Below are 19222 nucleotides of genomic sequence, written 5' to 3'. Positions count from 1 at the left end.
CCAAAATCCAAAATCTCAAATCCAAAATTGTATGATGTCAACTTTTACACGTTCACCTCTGACCGCAACCATCATCGCCCTTGCAAGTCTCACAATTACTGCTACTTCTTCCCAGGCTGCTAGTATTGATTTCAGCACTTGGGAAACATTTGGTGATGTCACTACACCTAGCTTAGGTGAAACTAACCTATCTAACGATGGTTTGGTGGCAGATGACTTTCCTGCTACTTCTGGTACATTCAGTTTCTCAGGTATTGCCGCTCTTGATGCTTTTGGATCTTTGCAAGACTTCCTGGGCGTTAGTTCTAATGCTTTAGATGTCGATGGCTTTGCGTGGGAAGGGTCTGCAATCAAATCCACATATTTTGCTCAAGCTGGCGAGAAATTCAACTTCAATTGGAACTTTCTCACTAACGAAAGCAGCTTTAATGATTTTGCTTTTCTTGTGGTGGATGGTACTGTAACCAAGCTGGCTGACTTCACAAATGCAACTAACGTCTCTAGTTTCTTCAATCAAGAAACAGGGGTTACTTCTTTTAGCTATACTTTCAATGATTCTAAAAACTACACCGTAGCCCTTGGGGTCGTGGACTCAGATGATTTTAGCACTACATCAGCCCTGAAGGTGAGTAATGCCAATATCCAAGAAGTGCCAGAACCAAGTACTATGCTGGGTTCGTTTTTAGCGCTGGGGTTCGCTACTAAAATAGTACGGCGGTTCCGCAATCAAGCGCGAGCATAGTATTGACCTGCACCTTTGATGCATCGACCTGCACCTTTGTTGCATCGACCTGCACCTTTGTTGCATCGACCTGCACCTTTGTTGCATCGACCTGCACCTTTGTTGCATCGACCTGCACCTTTGTTGCATCGACCTGCACCTTTGTTGCATCGACCTGCACCTTTGATGCATCGACTTGTAAAAATTAACTTTCTCTAAGTTACGTCAAAAGAATACAATAGCGATCGCGCCCCTGTTGTTTGGCATTGTACAGTGCTTTATCGGCTGAAGCGATGAGTGTATCTGGCTTGATGTCGCAAGTGGGTATGACACAAGCAATACCCAAACTAACTGTGACGATATCCTTGATATCAGACTGTGCATGGGGAATAGCCCGATGGTGAATTGCTTGTTGAATATTTTCTCCTACTGTGATTGCCCCTGCTAAGTCAGTATTGGGTAGGAGTACCGAAAATTCTTCTCCACCGTAACGCGCTACTAGATCGGCAGGACGATAAACTGTCTGTTGTACTGTTTGCGCTATTGTGATTAGACAATCATCGCCTCCAAGATGACCATAGCAGTCGTTGTAAGATTTGAATTTATCAACATCGAATAAAATCAGTGACAGGGGTTGTTGTTCTCTTGCAAGGCGTTTCCATTCTGCTTGCAGTCGTCCATCGAAGCAGCGACGGTTAGCCACCTGAGTCAAACCATCTAGATTTACCAGTTGTTCTAGTTTCTGATTTGCATCTTCTGCTTTTTCTTTAGCAATTACTAATTCTGCTGTTCTCTCCTGTACCCGTTGTTCCAAAGTTTCAAAAGATGTTTGTAACTGAAGTGCCATGTTGTTAAACGATGCTGCCAGTTGACCTATTTCGTCTTTTGAGCTAAGTTTGGCGCGGATATCTAAGTTACCTGCGGTAAACTGGAAAACTATATTCGTAAGGTAAATTATTGGTTTTGTTAACAGTTGCCCAATGGCAAAAGCGATGATTGTCACTACTGAAGCAATAATTGCAAATAGCAACATTGTGTTACGAATTTGCTTTTCTACAGGTGCTAGGGCAACAGCAAGGGGCTGTGCGAACAACACAGACCAAGGTTTATATTTTAAACGAGCGATCGCAATCAGATTAACCTGATTACCTGTTGCATCCAAAGATGCAATTAAATACGGCTGTTTATTATCCAATGCTTGCTTAAGGTTTGACTCATTAGTTGCCAATTCTTGCACAGGATAATTAGGCAAATTCCCTTCCCGTTGCAGTTGAGTTACAACGTCCAAAGGCAGAGGTACAATTGATTTAAAAAGCAGATTTGGTGCAGTGCTATGTGCCAGATAAATATTATTTTCATCTAAAAGAATAGCAAAAGATTTTGCCCCAGCCCGTTCAGTTTCTCGAGTTACTAACTGCTGGACAACAGTAGCATTGTATGAAACACGCAATACACCCAATATATCTCCCTTGGCATTGCGAACCGGACTGCTAAAAAACAGGGTAACAAGGTCAGGAATTTTTGGCGTAGGCGTAGCCCGCCGTAGGCATCGCTTCATGCTAGAAACAAAGGATAACCCTGTTTGCAGTGGTTTTTGAAAATAATCTTGAACTGATTCATCTTTGCCAATGTTCGATGTATGTGTATCCAATACATTTTTCCCGTTTAAGTCGAGCAAAGCATAAGAGAGAACATTGAGCATATCTTTGCGACTCAGACGAATTAATGTTTCTATCGCCAATTGCATTTCGGGGCTGTCATCTCGCTGTTTTGGAGTTAGGCTGAGGTAGCGTGCCGAACCTGGTAAAATCGCCTCTACGCGCACGGCATTGAGATTTCCATCAATAAAGGCATCTATTCTGTTAGCGGTTTCGTTAGCTGCCGCAGATAGGGCTTGTCGGGCGTTTTCAGTTAGTGCTTTTTCAGTTGTCTGTTTGTTGATAAATGCCAATAACAGCAAAGGAATCAAAGCAACAATCAGAAACGAGGCGATCAACTTTCTACGGATGCCGCCCAAAAGATGATGCTGCATGGCTTTAAACTAGGAGGGAGGGTTCAAAAAGGAAGAATTGAACAAACTTTTTAGCTCAGGAATGCGCGTCACGTTTCCCGAACGAATAAAAAAGTCTGCATATATCTTGGCAGTTTTGTAGATGGAGTTAGGGTTGCCAGATTGAAATAATTTTTGATTTTCAGCTAAATCAGTTAGGTTTACTCCCTCCAGAGAAAGTGTATTGCTGGGAATTTTTAACGCTTTGCTGACGATCGCGTTTCCTTCCTGAACATTTGCCCTCCAGTAGCTTGCGGCTTGCAACCATCCTCGCACAAATGCACGAACGTCTTCGGGGCGATCGCGGATTGTATCATTGCGAAAGATAATCATATCTAAAATCAAGCCAGGGGTTTGTTTACTGGTAAATAGGATGTGTCCCCCTAATTTAATCGCTTCAGAAAGATGGGGTTGCCAAGTGTGTCCGGCTTGAATAACATTATTTTTCAGGCCTTGAGGAATTTCTAAAGCCTCTAATTTAACCAATTTCACATCATCGCTGGTGAAGTTGGAACTTTTCAACATCTCAGTCACGAAAACTTCGCTAAAACCGCCTAGATTTGCACCTAGCTTTTTCCCTTGCAAGTCAGCGACACTTTTTATTTGTGGTTGGGCGACTACTACATCTGCTCCTGTTGATTCATCTATAACCAGCACGCCTTGTATATCAGGATTTGTGGCACTCAAGATGATAAAACTTCCCAAGGACGCTGTAATACCATCATACTTACCCGCACTGAAATTTGCTCTTTCCAATTGGGTGTATCGTTTATAAATTAGTTCAACATCTACACCTTGGGCTTTGAAGAATCCTTTTTCTTGAGCAATGATGCCTGGATACTCTCCAATAAAAGATGCAAATTGTACTTTCAAGAGAGGGCGTTTTAATTCGGTCGGTGATGAAGCATAACAAGCAAATAGTAAACAGGCGGTAATGAGGAAAATACTAACGTATCTGAATAGTTTAAACATAGATTATTTGATATTTTTGAGTCACTTTTGATGAAATATCTAACTAAATCAACTATGTATTCAAATTGACGGTTAAATTTTATTAAATATTGATTAGTATTGTAGGGTGCGTTAGAACTTCGTTCTAACGCACCAAACCCTAAATATTTCGCCAGTGTATCAAAAATCGTATGTTCTCCTAAGAAAATGCAGTTTTATAGCGGTTCCCATTCACATGGGGTACAACATGATATCGCTAGGCGTAGGGGCACGGCACTGCCCATAGGTGTCAACTTAACGTGAAACCCTCGTCCCACACACGTTTTACCCCCCTTAATCCCCCCTTGGAAAGGGGGGAAAAAGGAATTTAGTTCCCTCCCCTTTACAAGGGGAGGGTTAGGGTGGGGTAAAGCGTATGTGGGACAAGCATTTGAGCTTAAGTTGACACGAATGGGCACTGCCGTGCCCCTACTGGTGTACCTTATTAGGTCAGGAAACGCTATATTTCACCCTTGCCATAGGTGCGCCTTCGTTGGAGACTCAGATTAAACAACCAGAAGCAGAAAATAAAATTCCCCCAGATCCAAAAAAATCTGAGGGAAAGTAAGCGTGATAATACTATTTGATCTACATTGCGATTTAAATAATCCCAAATACTGACCCGACAGTAGACTTAATCGAATCCCGTGCATCCTTCAAAGTTTGGCTGATGGGATGCTTTGCCTGTAAAAACACACGGGCACAATTGCGTCCCGGCATTCCGGAAATGGAACCGCCTGGATGAGTTCCTGCACCAGTCAGAAACAAATTGTCAATTGGGGTTTTGTAGTTCGCTATTTCGGGCAAGGGACGGAAAAATACCATTTGATCTAAGGTCATGTCAACATGGTAATAATTCCCTTTGTATGCACCTAATCTTTCTCCGAGTTCTGCTGGACTTTCTACACGACGGGCGATAGTTGCATTTTTCACGTTGGGTGCATAGTTCGCTAACTTATCAATCACCCTGTCTGCAACTTTGTTTTTCAATTCATCTGTCCAACCCGTACCTTTCAAACCAGTACCTTCTGCACCAGCAATTTGATAAGGGGCGAAAAACTCAATCCACAGGGTATGCTTGCCTGCTGGTGCTAATGTGGGGTCTAGGTAGCTAGGCATCACCACATACATTGATGGGTCAGCATCAGGAATTTCTCCCAAGGTACATTTACTATGAGCCTGTTCTACATGAGCCACGGAATCTGCAATTAAGATCGACCCAACGAGATATTCATCTTTGTGGTCGTGGTTTGGAAAGCGCAACGGTTCATCTAAAGCCAAATCTATCTTAAGGATAGTTTCGTTATTGTTAACGATGCGGCGTTCTAATCTTTCGTATAAGTCAGGTTCAACTCCATCAACTTCGCTTTTATCAGTCATTTGTAAGAACAACCGCTGAGCATCAATATTAGAAATGACCCCATGTTTAGCACGATATTCTTTACCGCCAGCTACTCGCACACCTACAGCTTTGCCATCATCAATTAAAACTTTTTCAACGTGCTGATCTGTGAGAATAACACCACCTTTACTTGTGACTAAATTCACCAAAGCTTGCACAAGTGCGCCAGTACCACCGCGAGGTCTAGCCATCCCTGGATTATGACGCATTGCCATCATAATTGCACCAATAGCCAGGGTTTTTTGTGATGGAGGCGCACCAAGTTCTGATGCTAGTCTAGCTAGTGGCGCTTTCAGAAATTCGGAATCAAACCACTCGTTAAGTAAATCTTCGGCGCTGGTTAACATGTTGCGAATAAAGTCCAGCGTTTTGTTTGGCGAACCAATGACAGAAAACAAATCTTTCATTTTTGTGATGTCATAGTTACCAACGATGTCTATAATTGACTTTGGCGGTGCGTTAAACATGGGAATCATTGCACCCAAAGCCCTTTGCCAGTAGTCGGTAAATTCTGCGTATTTTTTAGCATCGCGATCGCTATAACGAGCGATTTCTGCACAAGTCTTTTCTACTGACTTATGTCCTAAGAAATATTTGCCATCAGGATGGGGACAGAAAACAACTGGATCGCACTCTAAATAATGCAAGCCATATTTCTCTAATTCTAATTCTTCAACAACTGGCCCCAAGTGAATAAACTCATGGTCAATAGCGCATAAGTTAAATTTAAATCCAGGAGCTTCTTGTGGTAAACATTCTTCAGTTGTTGCTGCACCGCCTGGAACGGAACGCTTTTCTAGTAACAGGACACTATAGCCAGCTTTCAATAAGTAAGCTGCACAAACTAGCCCATTATGTCCAGCACCAATCAGCACAACATCATACTCTTGCATAGTTGTTACTTTGAAATTAAGTAGCTTTATAAAGCTTAAAAAACTTTTGGAAAATTTAAATCACCCATGAGTAACAAAAATTATCTTTAATTAGTGCCAATACTACTAAAGAGGTACTACATCTGATGATGGTATTTGCTTTACCTGAGCTTCTACCATAAGTATTAAATTACCAATTTCTACTTTTAAATCTTTGATACGAAACATCATATCTTCCCATGTAAAATATGGTATGCTTATCAAATCTTTGGCTTTCTGCATGAATGCTGTAATTATTTCTATTGAAACACCCTCTCCCTCAGTACAGTTAAAACTCTCCAACATTGCGGGTTGTGAATGGGTACGTGGACGAGCGATCGCAGTATAAGCGAAAGGCCGAGTATTTCCCATTTCCTTTAACAATACCTTTCCTCTAAATTCTATTTTGCCAGCACCAGGTAAAAATACCTGAATTTGTTGCGGTTCAAAACTCACAATTTCGCCATCTACATTCAACTCAAAGTTTTGCATCTGCTTGCGAATAAACTCTGACGACAAAGCGCGGTTAATATCTGCTTCTGTCAGTGTAATCTTAGCAATGGCATTCACTGGCTGATTGAGTTTTATTTCACCAAAAAGAGCGCTTAAGGGATTGATGTCAATACCATCTGTTTGCAGCGTTATTTTCTCTACGCGAATGTCTTGTTGAATAACTAATCCTTCACCTGCAACCGAAACCCCGTCTGCTTGTCCCTGAACTATTTTCAACAGATCGGTTTGTATATCTATTTCTATTTCTTCTACTTCATCTAATTTTTCGGATATCCTTCTTTCAGCTTCCTGAGATAATAATTGTTCTTCCAATCTATGCTCATCGGGCATAAATTATTAATCTCCTAGATGTCCTTTCATTTGTTACTGTAAATCCTGAATGCTCAAGAGCGAATCTATATTGCGGGATATGCAAATCGGAGGAATCAAATAAAAGGGCGCTGCTGATTTAGCTAAATTCAGCCTGAAACAAGCAAATTTGTCACTTTTTCTAACACTTTTAATGCTTTTAGCGAACCTCGAATTAGCCGCGTAGCTGCTAGGGGTTGGCGAAGCATTGCGATCGCTAGGGGCAAAGGACGGAGGGAACCATCAGAGTTGATTGCTGGTGTGAGGTCAGGAATATCGTGCTGACAATCGTCGCTGACTACTCGCAACATTGCCACTGCTACCCCAGCTACATTGAAAAACTCTAGGGCAGTAAATCCTTCCATGTCAACAACATCAGCCGCTAAAGTCTCACCCAGATGGCGTTTTTGAGCCGCAGACCAAATGACGCGATCGCTTGTTAATGCTTTGACCAAATTCACTGGGGAGTGGGGAGTGGGGAGTGGGGAGTGGGGATTGGGGACTGGGGAGTGGGGATTGGGGACTGGGGAAGAAGAGTTTTTCTCCTCTGCTTCTTGCCTATGCCCCATGCTCAGGGCTGAGTGTAAGTGTGCGGTGAAAGGGCGATCGCATTCTTGCCGTTTTCCTTGATAAATGCAATCTTGGTACAGCACAACATCACCAACACCGTAGCTGCTGCTCAAGCTGCCACATAAACCCACAACTAGCACTCTCGATTTTGCGGCGAGAAATTGTCTACTTTCTGGGGATTGTTGCAGGTATTGAAGTAAAGGCTTCATCCCAACAGGTATGGGTAATACCGTTGGGACGAAGCCAGTAACGCTGCGTAATCCACGACACACAGCTTGATGTTCTGCTCCCTGAGGCACGAGAATTGTGTCGTGGGGTAAAAAATTAGGCACTAGCGCTCTCGATATTTTGGAGTTTGCGTTTGGGTATTAACTGGAGGATGTTCAGGGCGACATTGGCAAGTCTGGGTAATAATTGCGGTTGCAGCAATCGGGGATCGTACTTGCTCATCCGCCGCTGATTTTCCACTAGGCAAATCTCCAGAAATTTTTCTAGTGTGAGGTCTTTAGTAAAGATGTTAGTGCCGGTGGCAGCAAAACCAGTCTTACTGGGGTCATCATTGCCAAAGACGGCAATCAGATTGCTGAGTGCCTTGCCGTACTGCCAGAGGGTTTTGGCACTCCGCAGGGGGATAAATCCCTGGCCGCGCTGAATTTGTGTATAGGTAAACCAGTTGACAAAAAACACGATATGGCGTGTCTCTTCGTCTATGATGGGATCAAAGATCGTAAAGATTGACTCTGGAAAAACATTAGCTTCACGGGCGATCGCAAATAGCCCATAGGCGAAGAAAGTATCCAGGCATTCTTCAAAGCCAAAGCGCGTAAATACTGGCTCAATATGATGGGGAACTTCAATGGGGGGACGTTCTGGCATTTTAATGCCGTAACGGTCGATTAATGTTTTCAGCAGGCGGGCGTGGCGTGATTCTTCTTGACCTTGGAGAGCGATGGCAGCTTGTAAAACGGGATCGCTTACCGTTTGTGCGTAACCACTCACTATTACTCCAGCTTGTCGCTCTGTATCTAGAGCTTTCTCCCAAAAGGGAATGCTGCGTAGGAAATTCAAAGCTGCATCGTCTAAATCTGGCCAGGGAAGATACTCAGGCTCATATTCCCTGTAGCTTTCGGTAAAGCTCCGACAGAATAATTCCTTATGCTCGACAGAACCAAGTTTCATTGCTAAAGTTCCATGCTACGTTAAAAATTTTGTCATATTTGAGTGACAATAATAAGTGATATTGCCGTTTGGTGGTGACCAAAACTTGTAAACAGAAGGTTAATCAACAGCAGCTAAAAAGCCACCAATTGCTGACATTTACTCATTTTTGTCTGATGTCATCATCTTGATGACAAGCTCTTGAAATTTCGCTGTAAAATACAATCATGCTACTGGGATTTAAAACAGAACTCAAAGTTAGAGCAATTTTCAGGTAATTAAAACATAGGGTAGGGGCGCTAAGCTTGGCGTCCCTACAAGAAATTGTGGTTTAAATAGATGAAAAAGGCTGTAACAAGCAACAACGTCTACTGAAGCAAGAAAAAAATGTCAGCAACTCTTAGCATTTTTGGATCGGCGATTGCTGTAGCATGACTAAATAATTGTGTCACCTGCACGATAATTTTCCAAGATGGTAAAGCTTTCTAACTCAAAATCCGCACGAGAATTCTTCAATATCTCCAAATTAGCGATTAAATTTTCGTGGCTGACCGTGAGTTTTTGGATCGCCGTCACGGTGGCTGGTATCCTTGCTTTCAGTTCCCTCAAGTATGCATTGTTCCCAGATATTACCTTCCCAGTAGTGGTTGTAAATGCTACAGCCCCACTAACATCTGCCCTAGATACAGAATCCAAGCTCACCAAACCCCTAGAAGAACGCCTGCGTTCCTTGAAAGGACTGGAGAACATCCGCTCATCCACCTATCCTGGTCAAACAGCCGTCGGTCTATCTTTTGCCGTTGGTACGAATCTAGAAACATCAACCAAAGAAGTTGAAACCGCCCTCAAGCAGGTGACTCTTCCTCAGGAAGCGACTTCTAAAATTATTCCCTTGAACTTGAACGAGTCAGCCGCCATTAGCTATGCCATTGAGAGTTCCAAGCTCAATCTCACAGATTTGACTAAGTTGGCCAAAGATGAGATTGTCAGTGCGATCGCTAAACTACCAGGAGTCCTGAAAGTTTCACTGCTGGGCGATGCAACTGCAACTCCTTTAGATCCATCAAAGCTCAGTGCAGCGGCTCTCAGCCAGCAAGGGTCTACATTAGTCCGGTTTAACGGGCAAGACGCACTTGCATTTCAGGTAATCAAACGCGGCAATGCTAACACCTTAGAAGTGGTGAGTCGAGTTGAAAAAGAAGTCCAAAGACTGCGCTCTCAACTCAAAGATGTCAACCTCACCTTAGCCGCCACTCAAGCAAAATATATCCGCCAAGCCACCCAATCAACAATCGATGCTCTACTAGAAGCAATCTTGTTATCCATCGTCGTCATCTTTCCATTTTTGTGGAACTGGCGAGCCACCTTAATTTCCGCATTGGCGATTCCTGCGTCTCTTTTGGCGACATTTATCGTCATGGCGATTTATGGCTTCAATTTAGAGACAATCACGCTGCTGGCTTTAGCTTTGGTGATTGGGAGTATTGTTGATGATGCGATCGTTGATGTAGAAAACATCATGCGACACGTCGATGATGGAGAAAATCCCCGCCAAGCAGCGCTTTTAGCGACAAATGAGATTGGATTGACAGTTACGGCAGCTACTTTGACAGCAGTAGCAGTTTTTCTGCCTATAGGTTTAATGGGTGGAGTAATCGGTCAGTTCTTCAAGCCCTTCGGTATCACTGTTTCAGCCGCAATGCTCGCTTCTATGCTAGTAGCCCGGACTTTATCTCCAGTTCTGGCTATCTACTGGCTAAAACCAAAACCCTCTACCTCCCCTCGCCGTGAAGCAAAAACCTGGGAAAAGTTTGCCCAATCTTATAGAAACTTGCTCAGTTGGTCTTTAAATCACCGCAACATAGTTATAGGATTAGCTGTACTCAGCTTCATTGCAGGTATAGCACTAATTCCACTAATTCCCAAAGGATTTATCCCCAAATTAGATCGCGGCGAATTCAATATTGCTTATACGGCTCCTTTGCCAAAAATCCCTGATTTAGCACAAGTAAGGGAAGCAGGGGGAGCAGGGGGAGCAGGGGGAGCAGGGGGAGAAAAATTAACTTCCTTATCCCAATCCCCACTCCCCACTCCCAACTCCCCATTCCCCATTCCCAATCCCTTAAATGATTCCCTTGAGGTTGCGAAGAAACTCGAAGCAGTGGTGAGAAAAGACCCAGCAGTGGAAACGGTATTTACCACCGTTGGTTCTCGTGAGGGTGAGCCGAACAAAGGCACCCTATATGTGAGGCTTAAAGAAGACCGGAAAATCACAACTGCCCAATTACAAGACCAGCTGCGCTCCTCCTTACCAATTCTTTCTGGCGTAACTACCAGTGTTGAAGACATTCAATTTGTCGATACCGGCGGTCAAAAACCTCTGGAGGTAGCATTACAAGGTAACAATCTCCAATCTCTAAGCAAAGCTGTCAAGGCAATTAAAGAGAAGATTCAGAAAATACCAGGATTTGTCGATGTGACAGTTAAAGGTGAAACGAATTCACAGGGGACGGTTTTGCAAATTGAGCGTCTGAATAATCAGCGGGTGGCCTATATCAGTGCTAATCTCGGCAAAGATATTTCCTTGGGTGATGCTACTGACAAAGTGGTAGCTGAAGCTAAGGCGGTGTTACCGTCTGATGTTTCCCTAGATTTGGGAGGAGACTCTGCCAAATTGAGCGAAGTTTTTGGCAGTTTTGGCAGTACTCTGGCTCTATCTGCCCTATGCATTATTGTGGTACTAATTTTGCTATTCAAAAGCTGGGTAGATCCTCTGGTCATTGGTGTCTCTTTGCCTTTGGCACTGGTAGGGGCGATGTTGGCGCTACTGATTACCAAGAGCGACTTTGGCATGATCTCACTGATTGGCTTCGTGTTTTTGTTGGGACTAGCAAACAAAAATGCCATTTTATTGGTAGATTACATCAATCAGCTACGCAGTGCTGGTGTAGACCGCACCGAAGCAATCCTCAATACTGGACTCGTGCGCCTCAGACCAATTATGATGACTACCGCTTCCACGCTTTTAGGGATGCTACCGATCGCCTTAGGTTTGGGTGCTGGCTCCGAATTGCGATCGCCGATGGCCGTAGCGATCGCCGGCGGACTTGTGACTTCGACTATCCTCAGCTTGATTGTTGTACCCGTGGTTTACACCATTTTGGATGATTGGTTTCCCCGAAAAAATTTTAGATTTTAGATTTTAGATTTTAGATTTTTGAATGGAAATGACTGGTTACATTCAGAGATGTTGATAAATGCACAATCCCAAATCCAAATCAAAAATCCAAAATAGGGAAATTCCAAGTTGATAAATCCAAAATCCAAAATCCAAAATCCAAAATCAAAAAGGGTTTTTGTCACAGGGGGTACAGGTTTTATTGGTGCCCACTTGGTGCGATTGCTGCTGCAACAAGGATACACAGTTAAAGCACTGGTACGCCCTAGCAGTAATCTGCAAAATCTACGCAGTCTGGAGGTGGAAATTGTCAAAGGCGATTTGAACGATGCAAATCTGTGGCAACAGATGAGCGATTGTCAATACCTGTTTCATGTGGCAGCCCATTATTCTCTGTGGCAAGCAGACCGGGAGTTACTCCACCGTCATAATGTTTTGGGTACCCGCAATGTGCTAGCAGCAGCCCAAAAAGCGGGAATTGAACGCACCGTTTATACCAGTTCGGTGGCGGCCATTGGGGTGGGTAAATCTGGTGAAGTCGTTGATGAAACACATCAGAGTCCCTTAGAAAAGTTGGTGGGTAACTACAAAAAGTCTAAATTTCTCGCCGAACAAGAAGCTATCCAAGCCGCTGCTAAAGGTCAGGAGGTAGTTATAGTCAATCCCAGCAGCCCAATTGGATCATTGGATATCAAACCTACCCCTACAGGTGATATAATACTGCGGTTTTTACGGCGACAAATGCCCTTTTACTTGGATACTGGTTTGAATTTTATCGATGTGCGGGACGTGGCATGGGGGCATTTACTGGCCTTGCAGCGGGGTAAATCTGGCGATCGCTATATCTTGGGTCACCAAAACCTCAGTCTCAAGCAACTACTCGAACAACTCGCCGAGATTACAGGCTTGAGGGCACCCCAACGAACTTTACCCCCTTGGTTACCCCTGAGTGTTGCTTGGGTTGATGAAAAAATTCTCGCACCACTGGGGAAATTGCCCTCAGTGCCCATAGATGGCGTTCGCATGGCGAAACAACCAATGTATTACAATGCTACGAAGGCAGTGCGAGAGTTGGGTTTACCCCAATCACCCCTCAATGGCGCACTCCAGGATGCTGTGGATTGGTTTGTTGCTCAGGGTTACGTCAAATGAGAAATATAGCGATTCACATGATGCAATACGCATTAGGGGCGCACAGCTGTGCGCCCCTACAATAACACTGGTGTTTTTATATCTTAAAGAGGAGCGATCGGAATAATGGCAGTTAATTTACAACAAGCTATAGATATCGGTAAATATCTCGTCACTCAACGTCTGTTGGGGCGCAAACGCTTTCCTTTAGTATTAATGTTGGAACCTCTTTTTCGGTGTAACCTAGCGTGTACAGGTTGTGGTAAAATCCAACATCCAAAGGAAATATTAAAGCAAAACCTCACCCCAGAACAGTGCTTCGCCGCAGTGGAAGAGTGTGGCGCACCGGTTGTCTCAATTCCTGGGGGAGAACCTCTGCTACATCCCCAAATTGACGAGATTGTACGGGGATTAATTGAGCGCAAAAAGTATATTTACTTGTGTACCAATGGTTTGTTGTTAGAAAAGAGCCTAGATAAGTTTCAACCTTCCCCTTATCTGAGTTTTAGCGTGCATCTAGATGGAATGCGGGAGTTGCACGATCGCTGTGTCGATCGCAAAGGTGTTTTTGATATTGCCGTCCAAGCCATTCGCGCCGCTAAAGCTAAAGGCTTTCGTGTCACCACTAATACCACAATCTTTGAGGGAACTGACCCCAAAGATATGCAAGAGTTCTTTGATTTTCTGGAAACACTCAATACCGACGGGATGATGATTTCTCCTGGCTACAGCTACGAGTGGGCACCAGATCAAGATCATTTTCTCCACCGCGAACAAACACGCGCCCTGTTCCGAGAAATCCTGGCTCCCTTCAAAACTGGTGAAAAAAACTGGAACTTCAATCACAATCCCCTGTTCCTAGATTTTCTCACCGGAGAGAAAGACTACGAATGCACGCCTTGGGGTAGCCCAAGTTATAGCGTTCTTGGTTGGCAAAAACCTTGCTATCTGCTGAACGAGGGTTATTACTCTACCTTCCAAGAATTACTAGCAAAAACTGACTGGAGTCAATACGGCCAGAAGAGTGGTAATCCCAAGTGCGCCGATTGCATGGTTCACTGCGGCTACGAACCTACAGCCGCGATGGATGCGATGCAACCGCAAAATATGGCGCGTGCCCTTGGTAGCGTGTTTGGTAGGAATTAGAGGACTTCCAATTCCAAATAACCAAGGCACAGAACATGGTAGAAACTCGTTCACCAGCACCAACATAGGACTTTCGCAAGAACTCTCTGAGACTCTTATTTCTCCGTGTTCTCTGTGTCCTGTGCGGTTTGATTTTCCGTTACTTGCGCCTAAGTTATACAACAGTCAAATTTGGCGTTGCATAACAGTGGGATGAATTTAGGCAAGCTCTGAAAGCAGGGGAGGTAGAGGGAGCAGGGGGAGAAATTTTATAATTTGCTAAATCATCCTGCTTTCTCTGCAACACCTAAAATTTTACCTCACGCTTATTAGGAAACGCTATGCGCCAATGTTTTCCAATTTTTATCAACTTCGTCGAGTAGACCTAAAGAATCATTTCCTTTCTGTTTACTATCTACTACATTATTTTCGTTTAAATCACTAATAATTTGTTTGAGATTAGGTTCATTTAATGACATATTTTCTAAATCACTAATAATGCTTTTTTGCTCGACATTATTTTCGTCATCTGAATTACTAATAAGCTTCTTTGATATACTTAAAACTACTTTTGTTGTACTAACATCATTATTAATAGGGGTTAATGATTTACTGTATAGATTCACAACAGTATTTATTATGTCTTCTCTAATAGTTTTGTCTTTTTCAGCATACTGAACAGCAATAAGGGCTAGACTAGCTATATCCTCTAGCTTCTGCAAGTCTCGCTGCTGAAACTTTCCTTTTTGATAACTCCCAACAATTAGTACACCGCGTTGGCATTTATCTTGATCCCAAAGAGATACACTTAGCTCTGAACTAGTATTATCAAAATATGCAGTATAGCCCTGTTCAGCCTTAACGTCATATATTAATTTTGGTCTTTCATATACTTTTAGCAAATCAATGATATTTTTACTTGTCTTGCTGTGTATGTCCAAATCTTCGGATTGCTCGTCGATACTATAACTCTCTTGTGTAATTACCTCTTTACCAGTTTGATCGAAAATAGTAATTTCACCTACATCTGCTCCTGTAATTTCTACAGCTTTTTGCACAATTAGTTTTAGATTTTCCTGGTTTGTTACAATCTCTAGCCCAATATTACCTCGTGTTTGTGACCATCTTTGTTTATCAATAACAGTAGCAGCTGAAGATGCTAAAGAGTTAATAATTTGCTTTTCTTCACCTGAAAAGTTATGAACTCTTCGATAGTTAATAAACATCACTCCAACTAAATCATTATTTACTTTCAATAATATCCCAGCAGCAGATTTAATTTTCTCTCGTATAGCAAATGGTGAATCTTTAAAAAACTTAAAATCATAAATATCATTTCCACCCTCAATCAATGACCACGGAGATTCTATTATCATTTCTTTAGGATATAAAAGCTTACCTGCATAATTAGGTGGAATTTGAAATGTTCTTTTTGCTTGAATAAACTCATAAATAATAACAACATCAGCAGCTAGAGCATTTAATGTATTCCAAGCAATATAACTTACTAAATCGCTACCTATTTCATTGAAAGATTGTGTAACATGTTGCAATGCTGATAGCTGACGTACTTCTTCACGTACTCTTTGAGATTTTATAACACTTGTTATAGCATCAACAGCTTTATTAGCAAAATGATTTCCTAGACGTTCTAAATCTCTGGTAAATTGAGATTCTTCCCAGAAATGCACATACAATAGTCCTATTAAATCAGGATTTGATGATTTTTCTTCTTTAACATTAATTAATAGAGGAAAAGCAGCATAAACGTTAGAGCCTCTCTTGTGCGCTTTATTACAAAAGCTAATATTCAAATTTTTATTTTCTTGCGAAAAATATATTACTTTAACTTTCTTTTCATCAATTGCTTTCCATCCCAATCCATCTTTACGAGGAGAAAATTCCTCTAATGGCTCAGAACCTATACTACCTTTAAAAACTTCATAAATGAATTTTCCTTCTGTACCTCGTTCTGAGTCCCATAAAAAGTGCAAAGTAGCTAGATTAGCATTGAAAAAACGCCTAGCACTCTCAGCAATAGTTTCTAAAACGTAATGAAGGCTTACTCGACGAATCTCTAATGCTTGTTCAGCCAATAGTTGAGCTAGAGAGCTTGCTTTCTCTTTTGAAATTATTTGGTCGCGGTTTGTATAGCCTGCTTCCAAGGTACCAATAACTTCAGGTGTAGAAGGTAATTGCTCCATACAGAAAACTGTAGGTTTATCTTGTGGCTTTTGTATAAAATTTGTTTCCCAGTTATAAGATTTAAACCAGTTGTCTATTATGTTCTTTCTATCGTCATAAAATAAAAAAATAGGAGTAAAAATACGAACAAGACTATCATGCCCAAACCTATTATATACACCCAAATCAAATCGCTCATCCCATCCACTAATAATTTCAGTTTGGCAAGTTTTTACTATATCTGCCTGAATATCTCTTAATCGTTCACCTTCTTCAATTTCTTCAAGGGAATGTCTTGCTTGACCAACCCATTTTTTAGCGATACCAGTTCCATAGACTGCTTCAATGGTATTCTTCTCTGGCATAACTAACGATATACTAACATAGTCAAAACCAAATTGTTTTTGAATTTTTTCACAGATACTATCCAGTATATTTTGTGAGTGTTCCAGTTCTGAAGCTGCTGATAATATTTTACGATCAGCCTTAAGAAGTTCCTCAAATGCTTTGATAGGGCTTTTTCTTTGATTTGTATTCTTAATTCTAATGTTTGTCAGATTGTCACGACTAGAAACAACGGTTGTAAAATCTGTATCATTTAAATTAGAATTTGTAAAATTTGCACCACTTAAATTAGTATTATTCAAGTTAGAATTTTTTAAGTTAGCACCGCTCAAGTCAGCTTTGGCTAAGTCTGCATTACTCAAGTCAGTATTTTCTAAGTTAGCACCGCTTAAGTCAGCTTCAGCTAAATTTGCATTACTCAAGTTAGCATTTGCCAAATTCGCACCACTTAAATTAGTATTATTCAAGTTAGAACTTTTTAAATTAGCACCGCTAAAGTTAGCTTCTGGTAAATTTGCGTTACTCAAGTCAGCATTTGTCAAATTTGCATTACTCAAGTCAGCATTTGTCAAATTTGCATCGATTAAATTAGCGTTACTCAAGTCAGAATTTGTCAAATTTGTACCACTTAAGTCAGCATCCCTTAAGCAAGCATTAATGAGCTTAGCTCCTGTCAAATCAGCATACCTCAAGCAAGCTTTAATTAAACTAGCTTTTGTTAAATTAGCACCACTTAGATTAGCATTCATGAAGTCAGTTCCTATCAGATCAGCACCATTTAGATCGGCATTCATGAAGTTAGTTTCTACTAGATCAGCACCGTTGAGATTAGCATTAATAAGCTTAGCTCCTGTCAAATTAGCACAGCTCAAATTTGCGATACTTAAATCAGTATGGCTAAGATTCGTATTGCTGAAGTTAACATCACTAAAGTTTGCTTCTCTGAGACTATCTTTGCTAATATCCTCACCACTTAAGTCTGCACCTACATAATCTTCAGCTAAATCAAGTTCAGCCAGCTTTGCTAGTTCAGAAAGCTTTGCATCTGCTGGCTGACTATCGATTTTTTTTAGAATGTCAACCAGTTTTTCTGGTAAGATCGGCTCATTCATAATAATATAATTACCTTACTCACATAATCTTCCAGTCTATCCTGATTTTTTAGATACTTCAACAACTTTTATAATTATCTTACTCACATAATTTTCCAGCTGTTCTGGTTTTTTGAGAAATCTCAGTAATTTTCCAATTTTCGTCTCTTTCTGCTTTCTAGTGACATCATTTGAACATAGTATTTCTATATGTTCTCTATTTATATAAGTTTTAAATATTGCTTCTATTTCCAAGCATTTACTTATTTCTATTAATTCTAATGAACCTAGATATTGCTCTTTAATACCTCCATACAAATAGCAGAATGATTTTGAAAATTTAGATTCTGATGGCTCTATAAATGAAAATTCCCATTCAGGAGTTTCCGGTAAACCTCTTTCTGTTGCGCTCCAATAGAATTTAGTGTTGTCAAAAGACTTTCGTGTATGAAAATCCATCTTTCCATTTGTTATTTTTAACTGTAAAATACCTTTTTTTATAGCGAAAGTAATACTCATAGCTTGAGAAATTTCTGCTACTGTTGTAGTAAATGTAATGCTTAAATTTAAACAATAATTTTTCGGAAGATTAAGATTGTTATACAGCTGCAATTCAAAAGTCGTTAAATTTAAATTATATTTACGTTCGATAATTTCTGATATAATTTCCGACGCACAAATTCTAGTTGCTTTTTGAGAAGGTTTTTGTTTGATTGAACGACCATTTTTTTGTAATTCAGTAGTGCATTCTTGTGCTTTTTCTTCTTTTATCTTTTCTATCAAATCATCTATATATTTTTTAACATCTTGCCCTACACCTGCGCTAATTTCTTGCAAAAAATCACAAAGGGCTGGTTGTCCAGAGTCCGTATTCCCATATTTATCGAGTTCTACGATCAGAGAATTTATATAATTCTTAGGTTTATCATTCCAGTTAACTTGCTGCGATATTTGTTCACTTGTACCTAATGCCGTTATTAAATAAGTTTTACACGTACCCTGATCTCTGAGATGCTTGTGAAATAATTTTGTGAGTTGGGATATTAAAGTAGAATTCATTGCCATCACTCAATTATCTTTGCAATTGTTCACAAATCTCCGGTACATGCGTCTGCAAATCCTTCATCTACAACTTGACTCATCTTCACCCACGTAAAGGGCAAGTTGGATGGAACTGTTGCTTGAGATCATCTGGAATACTAATATCCATGATGGCTAGCTTAGAAGGTGTCTATACAAAGCTACAAATGTACACAAGAGAATTCCAGACTGAATATTAGCAGTATCAGTACATCTACGATAGTAGTTACACTTAAGCAAATCTAAATGATTTAATCAAATCCTTGTTATATCCTTACTCAGCCGTGATCCTAGCGTTTGTTAGTGATGATTTATTTGTGAAGAAAGAGAAATATATGTTTACAGTTTGTTTTCTCATTCGAGTTTAGACTTGAGAAAGTCCCAAAACCTCCCGATTAGATTCAATTCAGGAGAATGGGGTGATT

14 protein-coding genes are annotated in these 19222 nt (G+C 41.1%); 5 read left to right on the top strand and 9 right to left on the bottom strand.

Annotation, left to right across the window (positions count from 1 at the left end):
- The first annotated feature begins 31 nt into the window (after positions 1-31).
- Entirely contained in the window at positions 32-742 is a 711-nt protein-coding gene (locus tag IQ276_RS04000) for a PEP-CTERM sorting domain-containing protein (protein WP_193914437.1), read from the top strand.
- A gap of 18 nt (positions 743-760) precedes the next feature.
- Complete coding sequence (locus tag IQ276_RS03995) at positions 761-940, top strand: hypothetical protein (RefSeq protein WP_193914439.1); 180 nt, start codon at positions 761-763, stop codon at positions 938-940.
- A gap of 1 nt (position 941) precedes the next feature.
- Here the strand turns inward: IQ276_RS03995 and IQ276_RS03990 are convergent, their stop codons facing one another.
- The 7 genes from IQ276_RS03990 to IQ276_RS40655 form a co-directional block, all read right to left on the bottom strand.
- Positions 942-2753 carry a diguanylate cyclase domain-containing protein gene (locus IQ276_RS03990; protein WP_193914441.1) on the bottom strand — a complete coding sequence of 604 codons (1812 nt, stop codon included), beginning with the start codon at positions 2751-2753 and terminating at the stop codon, positions 942-944.
- A gap of 9 nt (positions 2754-2762) precedes the next feature.
- Positions 2763-3743: an ABC transporter substrate-binding protein gene (locus tag IQ276_RS03985; RefSeq protein ID WP_193914443.1), complete on the bottom strand. Its 981-nt coding sequence runs from the start codon at positions 3741-3743 to the stop codon at positions 2763-2765.
- A gap of 618 nt (positions 3744-4361) precedes the next feature.
- Positions 4362-6056, bottom strand: a complete 1695-nt coding sequence (gene crtO, locus IQ276_RS03980; RefSeq protein ID WP_193914445.1) for a beta-carotene ketolase CrtO — start codon at positions 6054-6056, stop codon at positions 4362-4364.
- Positions 6057-6161: 105 nt separating this feature from the next.
- On the bottom strand, positions 6162-6917 hold the full coding sequence (locus IQ276_RS03975) for an LmeA family phospholipid-binding protein (RefSeq protein WP_193914447.1): 756 nt from the start codon (positions 6915-6917) through the stop codon (positions 6162-6164).
- A gap of 128 nt (positions 6918-7045) precedes the next feature.
- A complete protein-coding gene (locus IQ276_RS03970; RefSeq protein ID WP_235115411.1) occupies positions 7046-7837 on the bottom strand; it encodes a 5'-methylthioadenosine/S-adenosylhomocysteine nucleosidase family protein in 792 nt (263 codons plus the stop codon).
- Positions 7830-8684, bottom strand: coding sequence for a ferritin-like domain-containing protein (locus IQ276_RS03965; protein WP_190879398.1), 855 nt, complete (start codon positions 8682-8684; stop codon positions 7830-7832). The genes IQ276_RS03970 and IQ276_RS03965 overlap by 8 nt, the downstream gene beginning before the upstream one ends.
- A gap of 414 nt (positions 8685-9098) precedes the next feature.
- Positions 9099-9239 (bottom strand): hypothetical protein, encoded by a 141-nt coding sequence (locus tag IQ276_RS40655; protein WP_235115410.1) that lies wholly within the window; start codon positions 9237-9239, stop codon positions 9099-9101.
- On the opposite strand from IQ276_RS40655, the gene IQ276_RS03955 reads away from it, so the two are divergent.
- The 3 genes from IQ276_RS03955 to hpnH all read left to right on the top strand — a co-directional run bounded on the left by IQ276_RS03955 (position 9217) and on the right by hpnH (position 14118).
- A complete protein-coding gene (locus tag IQ276_RS03955) occupies positions 9217-11862 on the top strand; it encodes an efflux RND transporter permease subunit (protein ID WP_235115409.1) in 2646 nt (881 codons plus the stop codon). The genes IQ276_RS40655 and IQ276_RS03955 overlap by 23 nt on opposite strands.
- A 108-nt stretch (positions 11863-11970) precedes the next feature.
- Positions 11971-12993 (top strand): hopanoid-associated sugar epimerase, encoded by a 1023-nt coding sequence (gene hpnA, locus IQ276_RS03950; RefSeq protein WP_228043243.1) that lies wholly within the window; start codon positions 11971-11973, stop codon positions 12991-12993.
- Between the two features lie 105 nt (positions 12994-13098).
- Positions 13099-14118: an adenosyl-hopene transferase HpnH gene (gene hpnH / locus IQ276_RS03945; protein WP_193919548.1), complete on the top strand. Its 1020-nt coding sequence runs from the start codon at positions 13099-13101 to the stop codon at positions 14116-14118.
- Between the two features lie 308 nt (positions 14119-14426).
- On the opposite strand, the gene IQ276_RS03940 is transcribed toward hpnH, so the two are convergent.
- Positions 14427-17738, bottom strand: a complete 3312-nt coding sequence (locus IQ276_RS03940) for a pentapeptide repeat-containing protein (RefSeq protein ID WP_193919549.1) — start codon at positions 17736-17738, stop codon at positions 14427-14429.
- 36 nt (positions 17739-17774) lie between these two features.
- Positions 17775-18776 carry a hypothetical protein gene (locus tag IQ276_RS03935; RefSeq protein WP_193919550.1) on the bottom strand — a complete coding sequence of 334 codons (1002 nt, stop codon included), beginning with the start codon at positions 18774-18776 and terminating at the stop codon, positions 17775-17777.
- Positions 18777-19222: the final 446 nt, after the last annotated feature.

It is taken from the genome of Desmonostoc muscorum LEGE 12446 (assembly GCF_015207005.2).
Taxonomy (GTDB): Bacteria; Cyanobacteriota; Cyanobacteriia; order Cyanobacteriales; family Nostocaceae; genus Nostoc; species Nostoc muscorum.
This window is presented reverse-complemented; position numbering and strand designations above follow the sequence as displayed.

Bases quoted from the DNA above. Each gene is read 5' to 3' on its own strand.
- IQ276_RS03995 (WP_193914439.1), top strand. From the start codon at position 761: ATGCATCGACCTGCACCTTTGTTGCATCGACCTGCACCTTTGTTGCAT.
- IQ276_RS03990 (WP_193914441.1), bottom strand. From the start codon at position 2,753: ATGCAGCATCATCTTTTGGGCGGCATCCGTAGAAAGTTGATCGCCTCG.
- IQ276_RS03965 (WP_190879398.1), bottom strand. From the start codon at position 8,684: ATGAAACTTGGTTCTGTCGAGCATAAGGAATTATTCTGTCGGAGCTTT.
- hpnH (WP_193919548.1), top strand. From the start codon at position 13,099: ATGGCAGTTAATTTACAACAAGCTATAGATATCGGTAAATATCTCGTC.
- IQ276_RS03975 (WP_193914447.1), bottom strand. From the start codon at position 6,917: ATGCCCGATGAGCATAGATTGGAAGAACAATTATTATCTCAGGAAGCT.
- crtO (WP_193914445.1), bottom strand. From the start codon at position 6,056: ATGCAAGAGTATGATGTTGTGCTGATTGGTGCTGGACATAATGGGCTA.
- IQ276_RS04000 (WP_193914437.1), top strand. From the start codon at position 32: ATGATGTCAACTTTTACACGTTCACCTCTGACCGCAACCATCATCGCC.
- IQ276_RS03935 (WP_193919550.1), bottom strand. From the start codon at position 18,776: ATGAATTCTACTTTAATATCCCAACTCACAAAATTATTTCACAAGCAT.
- IQ276_RS03985 (WP_193914443.1), bottom strand. From the start codon at position 3,743: ATGTTTAAACTATTCAGATACGTTAGTATTTTCCTCATTACCGCCTGT.
- IQ276_RS03940 (WP_193919549.1), bottom strand. From the start codon at position 17,738: ATGAATGAGCCGATCTTACCAGAAAAACTGGTTGACATTCTAAAAAAA.